Origin of the sequence: Marinifilum sp. D714, assembly GCF_030851345.1 — a bacterium.
Classification (GTDB): Bacteria; Bacteroidota; Bacteroidia; order Bacteroidales; family Marinifilaceae; genus Marinifilum.
The window spans coordinates 1-13,622 of record NZ_JALPNU010000031.1 but is presented as its reverse complement, the minus strand read 5'-3'; the positions used below and the strand labels follow the sequence as shown (position 1 = coordinate 13,622).

Genomic DNA, 13,622 nt, shown 5'->3' with positions numbered 1-13,622 from the left:
CTTTCTTTGTACATTAGATTATACTTAGTATTGAATGTAAGTTGCAGTGTTCTAATAATATCCGATATTGTAGAGTTTGTTAATTTAAAATCGATTTAAATAATGCGATTGGTGGTTTGTTTATAAATTAGCAGAACTTGTTTATAAATCTAATAAAAAAAGCGAAGATAACTCTTCGCTTTTTTATGCAGTATATAAGATTAACTCTTTCGTTTGATTCTTAATTTTTGCCCCACTTTAAGGCTTCTGGCATCATTAATATTATTCAGTTTCATGATATCGTAATTCGAAACACCAGGGAATTTTTTAGCAATTGTCCAGAAATTATCACCTCTTCGTACCGTATAGTAAACATACGAGCCATCTATTTTTTCAGGTGTTGTTTTAGTAACACTAGCAGTTGAAGTGGTTACTTTCTTACCCAAAGTGGCTTGTTTTTGAGCATAGCTCATACTGTTGAAGCCTCTGTAGTAATCAGCTTTTGATTTAGGTACATAAACCACTAATTTTTGTCCTACTTTAATTAAGTTTCTTCTGATATTATTCCAGTAACGCAGGTCTGAAGTTCTAATGTGAAACCATGAAGCAATCAATCCTACTGCATCACCAGGTTTTACTTTGTAGTATACTTTAGCCTTGTTTTTAGGTACTACATGAGCAAATTTTTGATATCTATCTCTAGGATTAACAACCTTATCTTTTTGGCTGAAATAATAATCTTTTTTGTATGCAAAGATTGAATCTTGCATATCAATGAATTTCGAAGTTAATTTTAATGGAAGTTTAAGCGAATATGCCTTTCCTCCAGGTAAAATATCAGCACGATATTGTGGATTTAAATCCCTTAATTGTTCTTTTGGAATATTAATTACTTTCGAAACCTGATCAAAATGTAAAGTTTCATCAATCATTAAGGTATCGCAAGCAATTGGGAAATTCGATTTCTTTGGATAAAGATTATGTTCCTTGTGGTAATTGAAAGTATATATTGCAGCAATAAAAGCTGGCACATATCCTCTTGTTTCACGAGGTAATCGGTAATAGATATCCCAGTAATTTCTTTTACCTCCACTGCGTCGAATGGCTTTGTTTACATTTCCAGGACCACAATTGTAAGCGGCAATAACCAAATGCCAATTGCCGTATACTTTGTACATATCTTTTAAATATTTAACCGCAGCATAACTCGATTTCACAGGATCTCTTCTTTCATCAACAAAAGAGTTGATGTTTAGTTTGTACATGCGACCTGTTCCATACATAAATTGCCATAAACCGCTAGCTCCTGCACGTGATAATGCTTTAGGATTTAATGCCGATTCAATAATTGGAAGGTATTTTAGTTCTTGAGGCAAGCCTTCTTTATCTAAAATTTCTTCGAAAATCGGGAAATAATATTCCGATAATCCCATCATGTATTCAACCTGAGATCTTCTCTTTTCAGAATACAGTTTAATGTAGTTTTTAACGATTTTGTTGTAAGATAAATCGATTAAGGAAGGGATTTGCTTTAAACGATCGATGTATACCGAATCATTTAAAGTGATATTGGTATTTGATTTTTCGGTGCTGTAATGTGAATCTGTGTTTTTGATATACCAAAGATGCAATAGGCTATCCAGATTACTTGAAAAATTAGTATTGATATTGTCATCCAGGTCGTAACGAACATCAACATTGTTCAATTTTAGAAATGCCAGGGTGTCTGTTTCTGATTCAGGTTCACTTACAGCAATTTCAGTGCTCACAGTATCTAAATCAGATAAAGTATTTTCAATTTCTATTTGCTCTTTCTTAATATTTTGCGTTGCAGTTGGCTTAATTGTACTGCATGCCAATGCAGTTACCGATAAAATTATGGGTATAAAAAAAATCTTTCTTCTCATTGTCTCTCTCGTCTAAAAAGTAATTTGGCATCTAAATCCTAGCGTATTACCAGTAAAGGCTGAGTAACTCACTGCAGGTTCAACCCTAAAAGTAAGTTCTTCGTTCACATTAAAGTTCATTAAATGTGCATCAACGGCAGCATCAATGATATTTAATACGTAAACTCCGGCTAAAATGATATAGCTGAGGTCTCTGTCGTGTTTGTAGGAGTCTTTGTTGTTTTGTAATTGTGTTTTAAACCAGTTATCAAAACTAGCTGAAGAATTTTCAAAGTCAAATCCATCGGTATAAAGGCCTTCGTAACTTTTACCTGTTGGTTCTGTTGTATTTAATTTCTCTTCTTCCGGTAGGTTTTTATAATCCATATACAAGGAGAAATCCCGATATCCATCTTTGTATTTGTTGAAGTTTTTTGTATTCCAGCTAATCGCATAAATGGTAGCACCAATTCCTGCATATAAAATCGGAATTTTCCAGTATTTTTTATTGTATGCCTGACCTAAACCAGGAAGCATAACTGAATACATGGTAGCCTTATGAGGAGAGTGTATCTTAACACTTGATTCCACCTGTACGGTATCTGCAGTAAATTTCTGAGCTTGAACATGCGTGTTTCCAGCAAAGATAAAAACGAGCAATACCGCCACTGAAATTAAAAGTGGGCGTAAGTTGTTCAATTTTAATTGTTTTATATGTTACTATTTACGAATTCATTTGATCCATAACGGCCAAAATACGCTCTAAATCATCGTCCGATTTAAACGGGATAATGATTTTTCCTTTACCGTTATTGGTACGCTTTAAATCAACTTTAGTTTTAAAATGTTGTGAAAGATGGTCTTTTAATGACTCATACTCTTTAGGCAATGAATTTTTCGAAGGAGTTTTTTTCTCCTTGCTGCCTTTGTTCAATTCACGAACCAATTCCTCAACTTTTCGTACCGAGAAATCATTCTCAACGGTTAGTTTAAAGATATCAAGCTGAGATTTAGGATCGTCAACATTTACAAGAGCTCTTGCATGCCCCATAAGAAGTCTTTTCTCACGAATTCCTTTCTGAATTTCGGCAGGTAGTTTAAGTAATCGTAAATAGTTGGATATGGTTGAGCGTTTTTTTCCGACACGTTCGGATAAACTCTCTTGGGTTAGTTTAATTTCATCAATTAATCTTTGATAACTTATGGCAACTTCAATAGAATCAAGATCTTCACGTTGAATATTTTCAACCAATGCCAACTCTAACATTTTGTCGTCATCAGCAAGGCGAATATATACAGGAACACTATCTAGACCTGCTATTTTAGCAGCTCTAAAACGTCGTTCTCCGGCAATAAGCTGATAAGAATTGTTATTGATTTTCCTCACCGTTAGCGGCTGTACAATACCTAATTCTTTAATCGATTGGGCAAGTTCATTTAAAGCTTCCTCGTCAAACTTTGTTCTAGGTTGGTAAGGGTTGGCTTCAATTTTAGAAATTTCAATTTCGTTGCTTACACTTTTTTCTGGTTTTGCCTGTACTTCATCAACGTCGTCGATTAATGCACCTAATCCCCTTCCTAATGCGCTTTTTTTTGCCATGTTACTCTTTCAATATTATATTATTCGCTGATAATCTTTTCCTTATTACTCATTTTGGTCATGTTGTTGTTCTGCAACAATTCGCGAGCCAAATTTAAGTAATTAATTGCACCTGCAGAGTCTGCATCATAAAGAATTGCAGGTTTCCCGTAACTTGGTGCTTCTCCGAGTTTGGTGTTTCTTTGGATAATGGTTTCGAATACCATATCCTGAAAATGCTTTCTTACTTCGCTAACTACCTGATTCGATAATCTTAAACGGCTATCGTACATGGTTAAAAGGAAACCTTCAATTTCCAATTCGGTATTTAAACGAGATTGAATGATTTTAATTGTGTTTAAAAGTTTACCTAGACCTTCCAAAGCAAAATATTCACACTGTACAGGAATGATAACTGAATCAGCTGCAGTAAGTGCGTTAACCGTAATTAGGCCTAATGATGGAGAACAGTCGATCAAAATAAAATCATAATCAGGACTTACCTTTTTTAATACATTAGAAAGTATTTTTTCACGATTTGATAGGTTGAGCATTTCAATTTCTGCACCAACCAAATCAATGTGAGAAGGGATAATATCAAATCCTTCAATATCACTTTTAAGAACTGCTTCTTTCGGATTAATTCCGTCAACTATACATTCATAAATGCTATTCTCGATAGAACGAACATCATAACCTATTCCTGATGTTGAATTAGCCTGTGGATCAGCATCAATAATCAGTACCTTATATTCCAAAACGGCAAGGCTCGAAGCCAGATTGATAGCCGTTGTGGTTTTTCCAACCCCTCCTTTTTGGTTTGCCAGAGCAATAATTTTAGCCATAAACAATTCTTATTATAAGGATTTAAATTAAATTTTTTGATGTAGTCTCAAAGATACAATTTTAACCGACATTTAAAATTTTGAGTCATTCTAAAATACCAACAGAAACCATAAAATTATCAACATATTACTGGCGTGATTTTAGAAAATCTTTCTAAAATCAACTTCTTTAATACCAATTGTTTTCATAATCGAAAATACAAGTATAAGTGATTTTAAGCTTGTGCAAATAATTTAATACTTTCTTTAAGCAATTGATCTTTTTCGATTGGCACAACTACAGGAATTTCACATACGATACCACCCGCTAAATTCGATATTGCTGCAATCTCTTTTGCATTCAAACCGGCAGCCAAACAAAGAGTTGCTACACTAATTACAGTATCTCCAGCCCCAGAAACATCTGCAATTTCACGAACCACGGCAGGAATGTGTTCATAGGTATTCTCATTGCTGATAAAAACACCAAGTTCAGAAAGAGTTATCAACAACTTGTTAATACCCATTTCATTCTGGAAATTTTTGGCTTCTGTAAACAATCCTTCTATATCTCCTTTTTCAAGGTGAAGATTTGATCCCTCAACAAACTCTTTAAAGTTAGGTTTGAATAGGGTTACGTTTTTATAATCTGAATAGTGACGCTTTTTAGGATCAACCAGAATCGGTATGTTTCTATCATTGGCAAGAGTCGTAATTTCTTCAATTAACTTTTTGGTGATTACACCTTTGTCGTAATCTTCGAAAATGACAGCATGAATTTTGTGCTTATCAATCAAACTTTTAATGTGATCAATAAATTCAATTTCAATATCGTCAGCCAATTCGTGAGTATCTTCCTCATCTACACGAATGATGTGTTGATTATCACTAATAAATCTAGTTTTAACTGTTGTTTTTCGATGATCGCTTGCTATAATTCCATATTGTTCATCTTGAATAGCAGTAAGAAGATTTAAGAATTCTTTTCCTTTCTCATCGTTGCCGATTACTGAGCAAAGAATAGGATTTGCTCCCATGGATTTGATATTCAGAGCAACATTGGCAGCTCCACCTAGTCGGCTTTCACGGTTAACACAAGAAACAATTGGTACAGGTGCTTCTGGAGAGATGCGTTCTACTTTGCCCCAAACATAGGCATCAACCATTACATCACCAATAATTAGCACATTATAGTCGGAAAAACTGTCAAAAGTTTTTTCAAGTTCAATTTTGTTCACGATAATTCGATTTTCGAAGTTATTTGAGCAAAGATAAACAAATTCGTTTGTTGATAAGCATTGCTGAAAATCCTTAGGCTTTTTTAACACTTAATTTGGATAAGTTATTACATAGGATCAACATCAAAATGGATTTGAATGCTTTTAAATATCTCTATTTCTTTCAAGAAATTTGCTTGTTGGTTTAGAATCCACTTCGCCTTTGCAGGTGAACTTTTCTTTTCAATTTTTAAAAGAATATTTACGATAAAAGAATTTTGAATTCGATTTATAACTGGAGATTGGGGGCCAAATACTCTAATTCCAAAAATTTTCCGAAGGGAGTTGGCAAAATAATTAGCAGCTTCGTTAACCAAGCGTTGATTTTTGTGTTTTAAGCTAATGTTGATTAAACGATAAAATGGGGGATAGATATATTCTTTACGTTCTGCAATCTGTGAAGAATACATCTCAAAATAGTCATTCTTAACCACGTTTTTAATAATTTCATGTTCAGGAGTGTAAGTCTGAATTAACACCTTGCCTCTTTTCTTTTTTCTACCCGCACGTCCTGAAACTTGTGCCATCATCTGAAAGCTTCTTTCATAAGCTCTAAAATCAGGATAATTAAGCATAGAATCTGCATTTAAAATTCCTACCAAACCAACATTATCAAAATCCAAACCCTTCGAAACCATTTGTGTTCCAACCAAAATATCTAACTCATGTTTTTCGAATTGATATATTAGTTTTTCGTATGCATTTTTCTTTCTGGTTGTATCCAAATCCATTCTTCCAACTCTGGCTTCCGGAAAGTAGGAGAGAAGTTCTTCTTCAATTTTTTCTGTTCCGAAGCCTCTGTCTTCTAATCCAGATGAACCGCAATGTTCACAATTATTTGGAGGTGTCATGCCATGACCACAATAATGGCAAACCAGTAAATTGTTATGGCGATGATAGGTAAGGCTTACCGAACAATTCGGACAATGAGGAACCCATCCGCACGATTTGCATTCCAAATAAGGGGCATATCCTCTTCTGTTTTGAAATAAGATGATTTGTTCTTTGTTCTCCAAACTTTCAGTCATGTGTGACATTAATTCTGGAGAAAAAATCGATTTCATCATTTTCTTCCTTCGAGCTTCTTTAATATCTGCAACAATGATTTCAGGCATTTCAATTTCCTGATGTCTTTTGAATAACTCGACCAAACCGTATTTGCCTGTTTGTGCATTGTAATAGCTTTCCACGGCAGGGGTTGCTGTGCCCAAAAGGGTTTTTGCCCCATGTAAGTTGGCAAGATATAAAGCTGCATCTCGTGCATGATATCTTGGAGAAGGATCAAATTGTTTGTAAGTATTTTCATGTTCTTCATCAATAATAATTAATCCTAAGTTTTGGAAAGGAAGGAAAATGGAAGAACGAACGCCCAAGATTACCTGGTACGCGTTATCAGTTTTATTATCAAGTACGTTATTATAAATCTCAACTCGTTCTGAATCGTTGAATTTTGAATGGTAAACACCAACCTTATTGCCAAACACTGACTTTAAACGATTAATGATTTGAGTGGTTAGGGCAATTTCAGGAAGTAAATAAAGAACTTGTTTTCCTAGTTTTAATTGTTCTTCAATTAAATGAATATAGATCTCGGTTTTACCACTAGAAGTTACACCATGCAAAAGCACGCAATTTTTGTGTTCGAAGTTCTCCCGAATTTCATTTATTGCTATTGCTTGATGTGAGTTTAACTCCTTTAATCCTGTAGTATTGATTAAAGTCAGATCTAATCGGTCTAATTTTTCGAAGTAAAACTTTAAAATGTTCTTATCTACCAGCGACTTTAATATTGCTCGTGAACAATCAACAGATTTTAAGAGCTCAGTGCTACTAACTTTCACGGGTTTCTCTTCAAAATAGTGTTTGGAAAGATTTAGATAAGAATAAAGTAATTCCTGCTGTTTTTTTGCTCGTTTTAATCCATTCAATATTTCACCAATTTCTTCCTCTGTGAAATTTGAATGCAGGCTAACAAATTCTTGTTTTTTCTCTTTATATCCAGAAGAAATATGTTCTTCTACTGCCACAGCACCTTTGTCTAGGAGTGACTTTATTTGTGGAAGTGTATTTTTTAACCCTGTAGCCTGATTTAAGCTGGCAATACTAACATCTTTCGATTTGCTTAAAATGTTTAGGATTTGATCTTCGGTTTTACTTAGAGGATTATCAGCAACAAATTCTTCGTTGAGGATAATTTTTGTTTGGCTCTCCAATTTTAATCCAGAAGGTATGGCAGCTTTGTACACATCGCCCAATACTGATTGATAGTATTGCGATATCCAATCCCAAAATTTTAATTGAAAATTATTAATTACCGGAAAGTCATCCAGACAAGATAGTATGTCTTTTACTTTATAATCCGTAGGAGCATTATTGTGAAGTGCTTGAACAATGCCTGTGTACAGTTTTTTTGTGCCTAACGGAACAACTACCCTTTTCCCAATGGCCATTTGGTTTTTAAACTCATCTGGAATAGAATAAGTATAAACACCGGCCAATGGAAGTGGCAGTATAATATCTGCGAAATTTAGGTTATTGTTCATTTTTGAGGCATTTTCCTCAAAGTTATTAGTTCTGATTGAAATCCCAAGGCAGGAATCTCAATCAGAAAAAATATAACTTGAACAAAAGCTGTCGCAAATTTTAATTAGATAGAAAGGATTTCGTTGATATGTAGATATGTATCCTTAACTTTCTTTTTGTTCTTAATGGTTTTGTTGAAAGGAACGTGTGTAACATCACCATGAACCATTCCTACCATTATACTTTTTTGATCATCCAATAATGCTTCAACAGCAGCAACACCCAATGTAGAAGCAGTTACGCGGTCGAATGCTGATGGAGAACCACCACGCTGCATGTGACCAAGTACTGACACACGAATGTCATATTCAGGATGTTCTTTTTCAATTTCCTTGGCAATTGTATATGCACCACCAGATTTATCACCTTCGGCAACAATTACAATACCACTTGATTTGTGCTCTTTATAACCTTTTTCAAGGTAAGCTTGTAATTCTTTAGCGTGAGTTTCTTTCTCAGGTATCAAAATTGCCTCAGCACCAGTAGCAATACCACTGCGCAATGCAATAAAACCAGCATCACGTCCCATTACTTCAATAAAGAATAAACGGTTGTGAGCACTTGCTGTGTCGCGAATTTTATCAACAGCATCGATTACTGTATTGATAGCAGTATCGTATCCAATAGTATAATCGGTACCATACAAGTCGTTATCAATGGTTCCTGGGATACCAACAACTGGAATATCGTGTTCTTGTGTAAAGATACGAGCTCCCGAAAAAGTACCATCACCACCGATTACTACCAAGGCATCGATTTTGTTATCAAGCATTTGTTGATAAGCTTTCTGTCTTCCCTCAACGGTTCTAAACTCCTCGCTTCTTGCCGAACGAAGAATAGTACCTCCTTTTTGAAGGATGTTACTTACATCGTGAGATTTCATTTTTTTGAAATCACCATTAATAAGGCCTTCGTAACCTTGTTTAATACCTACAACTTCAAGTTTGTTGAAGATTGCAGTTCGAACAACTGCTCGAATCGCCGCGTTCATGCCTGGAGCATCCCCTCCTGATGTAAGTACACCAATTTTCTTAATTCTTGACATGCTAATATTTATTTTATTTTCAAGTTTGATTTTCTCAGTAATTTCGTTCATTAACCAACCAGGAGTAGATGTTGCTCCACTAACACCAACCGATTTTGCATTGACAAACCAACTGATGTCAATATCCTGTGGTTCTGATATGAAATAGCTATTTCGATTTATGCCTTTGCAAACATCGAATAGTAATTTTCCATTAGAACTTTTCTTTCCGCTTACGAAAACAATTACATCATGTTTTTGCGCAAACTCTTTAATTAAAGGCACTCTATTTGCAACTTTACGACATATTGTGTCATGAGCTTTAAATGGAGCCTTCATTATTTTCTGTAATTCTTCACGAAGCAAATTAAACCCTTCAAGAGTTTTGGTTGTTTGTGAGAATAATTCTGCTGGTAAATCAGGGTTAACCGATTTTAGGTCTTTGGCTGTTTCTATAACAATTGCCTTACCATTGGTTTGACCTACTAATCCATTCACTTCGGCATGACCTTTTTTTCCGTAAATGAGAATTTGCCCATTTACCTTTTTAAGTTCGCGGAATGACTTCTTAATTCTTTTTTGAAGGTTTAACACTACCGGACAAGTGGCATCAACAATTTCCATCTTATTCTTTTTTGCAATACGATAAGATGAAGGTGGTTCGCCATGCGCGCGAAACAGTACTTTCCTTTCCTTTATTCCTTTGAACTCATCATGTTCGATTGTTTGTAATCCTAAATCATTTAGACGATTAACCTCAATGCTGTTATGAACGATATCGCCAATACAATACATTTGACCATCTTTACTTAAATTTTCTTCAGCTTTGTTTATGGCATTTACTACACCAAAACAAAAGCCAGCATTAGGATCGATTTCAATCTTCATTTCTTTCTTCTCTCTTAAAGATAATTAAACGACTTCGCTCATTCTTTCAACAATCCAATCTAATTGCTCTTCTTTGCTAAGTTTGCTATTGTTAAGAACGATAGCATCTTCAGCCTTTCGTAACGGACTTTCATCTCTGTTTTCATCGATAAAGTCTCTTTTCTTCACATTTTCGCGAATATCATCTAATGATACTTCTTCCCCTTTATCCTTAAGTTCTTTATATCGACGGATTGCTCTTACTTCAACATCGGCTGTCATGAATATTTTTAATTCGGCATTCGGAAATACTACCGTTCCTATGTCTCTACCGTCCATTATTACGCCACCTTCTTTGCTCAATTCACGCTGAAAAGCAACCATTTTTTCGCGAACAAACTTAATTTTTGCAATCAAGCTTACGTTGTTTGATACAGCTAAAGAACGAATTTCGTCTTCAACCAATTCGCCATTTAAATAAGTTTCATGACGTTGTTTTTCGTCATTGTACTGAAATGATATGGAAACCTGATCAATTAAATGACTTAGTTTGTTCTCGTCTACTTTCTCGTTATTTATAAGAGCGTTTCGCATTGCAAAAAGAGTTACAACTCTATACATTGCTCCACTGTCGATATAAGTGTATTCTATTTTTTTTGCTAAATCTTTGGCTACAGTGCTTTTACCACACGAAGAGTGGCCATCGATTGCTATAATTAATTTCTTTTCAGATATATTCATTACTTAGTATTGCTAGAAAAGTTTGTGCAATTGCGTACAAAAGTAGTAAGAAAATCGATCAAAAATAGGATTCGTGATCTAAAAATGCTGCCTAGTCGTCTGTAAACGATTGCAATGCAGCTTTCCAAAAATGCTTTTATCTGAAATTAAAGTCGCTAAGTCTCGTACTAACAGAAAAATGATTGCTTGAACCAGCAAGATGATATTTTGCCGAAGCAAAATTTATACGAAATCGAGAAACTTTGAAGCCAAAACCCCAAGTGAAACCTACGGTGGATTTTTTTTCTTCTACGCTCAATTCCTCTCGGCGCTGAAAGTTATAACCCAAACGTACCGCAAAATTTTTTGTTGGAAGAAATTCTGCACCCAGAATTACATGTTTTAATGCCTTGTCAACAAATCCATCTTCCGATGATTGATATGAAAAAGCATCATCAACTTTATTTAAATCCGATTGATACGATTGATTGAATTTTTCCAAATGGCGATAAGTAAGGGCAAATCGGAAAGGAGCGTGTTGCAGTTTGGTACTCATTCCGATAAGTATCTCGTTAGGCAAATCTTCACGATGAGAGCCGTAATAAGGTTTAATCTGGTATCCAAAATTTCTTGCAACCAATGATGCCCTGAAAAGTTTATCGGAACTATCGTAAATAATGGCTAAATCGGAAGCTAAACCAAAAGAATTGTACTTTTCTAATGAAGAATAAATGGGTTTTAGCGTTACCCCCACACTTAAATTTTCGTTTATCTGTTTTCCGTAACTAATAAAAAGCGCATAGTCTGAGGCCTTAAAATTACCTGTGATTTCCCCAAGTTCGTTGGCCTCTGTAAACTTTCCGTAGTTTACGTAGTGCATTCCAATAGAGAACGTACCAATATCTTTATAGTTTTTGGTATATGAAGCATATCCGTAATTGATATCTGCCAAATAGCTTACATAGTTCAAATTGATAGATTGATCTAATTCTGATTGTAAAGTGGCAGGATTGTAAAAAGCATAATCGGCATCCACATTTCCCAAAGCGATTTGATCTCCACCTAAGGCAGCTACCCGAGCAGAACTTCCCAAGTTTAGGAATTCATAAATATTCTCTCCAGCCGACTGACTGAATGCCTGAAGACAGGAAAGAAATAGAATTAGATATATTGCAAAAGATCTGTTCATGATTTAGGAAATCTAAAGATATAAATCCGAATTGAAATTTATACAGATAAAGTTTACAATTGATCTTTTTTCTTCTTTAATCGATCGGTTACCTCGTAAACTGCCGGGCAGTAATGAGTATTTTTCAATGTAAGATTTAAGATCTGATAAAAACGTTTTCTATCGGTATGTGGATATTCACGACAAGCTCTTGGACGACTTTCGTAAACCATGCAATAATTATCGGGCATTAGAAATGGGCAAGGAGTTTCGCGAAATACATAGTCGTTGTCATGGTCCATTTCCAGGTATTGATCAATTACTTCTGATGGTTTCATTCTCAGATGCTTGGCCAAACGTTCAATGTCTTTATCGATAATGATAGGGCTAATACTCTTGCAGCAATTGGCACACTCCAAACAGTCCAACTCTTCGAATACTTCATCGTGAAGTGCATGAACAAAGGTATCCAATTGTTTTGGTTTCTTTTTTTTTAGTTTGGCAAAAAACTCTTTGGTATCGCTCTCGGTATTTTTGGCTTTTACCTTCAACTGCTCTAAATCTATCTTTATTTTGCTCATGAAATTACTTTTTAACTGTTGTGATTGGATTGTAAACCAAGTAAACAATTTTTATTCATACAAAAGAAAAATTCCCCCAAAGCATTACCAATACAAGACTAGCATATACCATAAGAGATTGTTTGTTCATTTTCAGTTAGCTTCTAAAATTTTGGGCGAAATTACTTATTTATTTTGAGCTTTTAGATTGAATAACTACTTCTTGTCTCTACCGAACCACTTTTTAGTATATGGCACAGTATCATCAATCAAAAGTGCTTCTTGAATTAGTAGCATTACATCCTGATTGATATCTGTGAGCTTGGAAAGACAGATGCTTCCAACCATTTTTCTATCTCTGAAGTCGAGCTGTTTGTTTTCATCGGCGAACTCAATCGCTCTGGTAAAAGATAGGTCTACTGTGCCATCCTTATTGGGGAGTAAGTAACAAATCCAGGCTTTTCGGTAATAAAACGGAACTTTGTATCGGTACTTGGCTACAACGTGAGGGAAAGACATCATCAAGTTATGAAGCTGCAAGAGAATTTCTCTTTGTTCCCCCTCAAAATTGTATATGTATTCTTCGACTTTATCCATAAAGAGTTTTTGAATTCTATTGTTTAAGTATTCCGCTTAAATATACAAAACTTCTTAACTCATAAACTTTGTTGAATGAACCTCAAGGTCAATTTTTAGGAGCTAAAAGTGTATCGATTAAATTCGAAAGTATATTTCGAGTAGTTAAAAGTGTAATGAATGGATCCGAATGGGCATTGATTGGGACATGAAGCCTATTACATTAATTTGAAAGTGCATCGATATCTTCTCAAAGTCCATTTCTCGAAGTCGAAAGTATAAAGATTAAAACTGGAATGTCATTTCTTGAAGTTAAGGTTCTATATCTTGAAGGTGGAAGTCTATAGATTAGAACTTGAAGTCAAGTTCTTATGGCAGAAAGTCAATAGATTGAGCAGTGAACTCTATTTCTTAGAGTTGGAAGTCTATTTCTAGGCATAGGAAGCCTACTTCTTGAAGCTGAGAAGCTGTTTCTTGCAAATTCCTGACCCTTCCTAAAATAGCTTGACAGATTATTACTTAAATTTGGGGAATATTAGATTGATTATTCCCTAATAGGTACTGCAAATATATACTTAA

11 protein-coding genes are annotated in these 13,622 nt (G+C 34.8%); all 11 read right to left on the bottom strand.

From position 1 onward, the window contains the following. Positions 1-200: 200 nt before the first annotated feature. A complete protein-coding gene (locus tag M0051_RS17900) occupies positions 201-1,886 on the bottom strand; it encodes a lytic transglycosylase domain-containing protein (RefSeq protein WP_306742924.1) in 1,686 nt (561 codons plus the stop codon). 12 nt (positions 1,887-1,898) lie between these two features. After that, entirely contained in the window at positions 1,899-2,564 is a 666-nt protein-coding gene (locus M0051_RS17895) for a DUF5683 domain-containing protein (RefSeq protein WP_306742923.1), read from the bottom strand. A gap of 25 nt (positions 2,565-2,589) precedes the next feature. Further along, entirely contained in the window at positions 2,590-3,465 is an 876-nt protein-coding gene (locus tag M0051_RS17890; protein WP_306742922.1) for a ParB/RepB/Spo0J family partition protein, read from the bottom strand. A 20-nt stretch (positions 3,466-3,485) separates the two neighbouring features. Then, entirely contained in the window at positions 3,486-4,289 is an 804-nt protein-coding gene (locus tag M0051_RS17885) for a ParA family protein (protein ID WP_306742921.1), read from the bottom strand. A 215-nt stretch (positions 4,290-4,504) separates the two neighbouring features. Then, complete coding sequence (locus tag M0051_RS17880) at positions 4,505-5,506, bottom strand: bifunctional heptose 7-phosphate kinase/heptose 1-phosphate adenyltransferase (protein ID WP_306742919.1); 1,002 nt, start codon at positions 5,504-5,506, stop codon at positions 4,505-4,507. Positions 5,507-5,613: 107 nt separating this feature from the next. Continuing rightward, positions 5,614-8,088, bottom strand: a complete 2,475-nt coding sequence (priA, locus tag M0051_RS17875) for a primosomal protein N' (protein WP_306742918.1) — start codon at positions 8,086-8,088, stop codon at positions 5,614-5,616. 104 nt (positions 8,089-8,192) lie between these two features. Then, complete coding sequence (pfkA, locus tag M0051_RS17870; protein ID WP_306742917.1) at positions 8,193-10,040, bottom strand: 6-phosphofructokinase; 1,848 nt, start codon at positions 10,038-10,040, stop codon at positions 8,193-8,195. Between the two features lie 24 nt (positions 10,041-10,064). Continuing rightward, on the bottom strand, positions 10,065-10,760 hold the full coding sequence (gene cmk, locus M0051_RS17865) for a (d)CMP kinase (protein ID WP_306742915.1): 696 nt from the start codon (positions 10,758-10,760) through the stop codon (positions 10,065-10,067). A gap of 136 nt (positions 10,761-10,896) precedes the next feature. Continuing rightward, entirely contained in the window at positions 10,897-11,928 is a 1,032-nt protein-coding gene (gene porQ, locus M0051_RS17860) for a type IX secretion system protein PorQ (protein ID WP_306742913.1), read from the bottom strand. Between the two features lie 53 nt (positions 11,929-11,981). Continuing rightward, on the bottom strand, positions 11,982-12,488 hold the full coding sequence (locus M0051_RS17855; RefSeq protein WP_306742912.1) for a YkgJ family cysteine cluster protein: 507 nt from the start codon (positions 12,486-12,488) through the stop codon (positions 11,982-11,984). A 195-nt stretch (positions 12,489-12,683) separates the two neighbouring features. Continuing rightward, on the bottom strand, positions 12,684-13,064 hold the full coding sequence (locus tag M0051_RS17850) for a DUF1801 domain-containing protein (RefSeq protein ID WP_306742911.1): 381 nt from the start codon (positions 13,062-13,064) through the stop codon (positions 12,684-12,686). Positions 13,065-13,622 lie beyond the last annotated feature (558 nt).

Excerpts from the sequence above, each read along its gene's own strand:
- M0051_RS17890 (WP_306742922.1), bottom strand. The coding sequence starts at position 3,465 with ATGGCAAAAAAAAGCGCATTAGGAAGGGGATTAGGTGCATTAATCGAC.
- M0051_RS17855 (WP_306742912.1), bottom strand. The coding sequence starts at position 12,488 with ATGAGCAAAATAAAGATAGATTTAGAGCAGTTGAAGGTAAAAGCCAAA.
- M0051_RS17900 (WP_306742924.1), bottom strand. The coding sequence starts at position 1,886 with ATGAGAAGAAAGATTTTTTTTATACCCATAATTTTATCGGTAACTGCA.
- priA (WP_306742918.1), bottom strand. The coding sequence starts at position 8,088 with ATGAACAATAACCTAAATTTCGCAGATATTATACTGCCACTTCCATTG.
- M0051_RS17885 (WP_306742921.1), bottom strand. The coding sequence starts at position 4,289 with ATGGCTAAAATTATTGCTCTGGCAAACCAAAAAGGAGGGGTTGGAAAA.
- cmk (WP_306742915.1), bottom strand. The coding sequence starts at position 10,760 with ATGAATATATCTGAAAAGAAATTAATTATAGCAATCGATGGCCACTCT.
- M0051_RS17850 (WP_306742911.1), bottom strand. The coding sequence starts at position 13,064 with ATGGATAAAGTCGAAGAATACATATACAATTTTGAGGGGGAACAAAGA.
- porQ (WP_306742913.1), bottom strand. The coding sequence starts at position 11,928 with ATGAACAGATCTTTTGCAATATATCTAATTCTATTTCTTTCCTGTCTT.
- pfkA (WP_306742917.1), bottom strand. The coding sequence starts at position 10,040 with ATGAAGATTGAAATCGATCCTAATGCTGGCTTTTGTTTTGGTGTAGTA.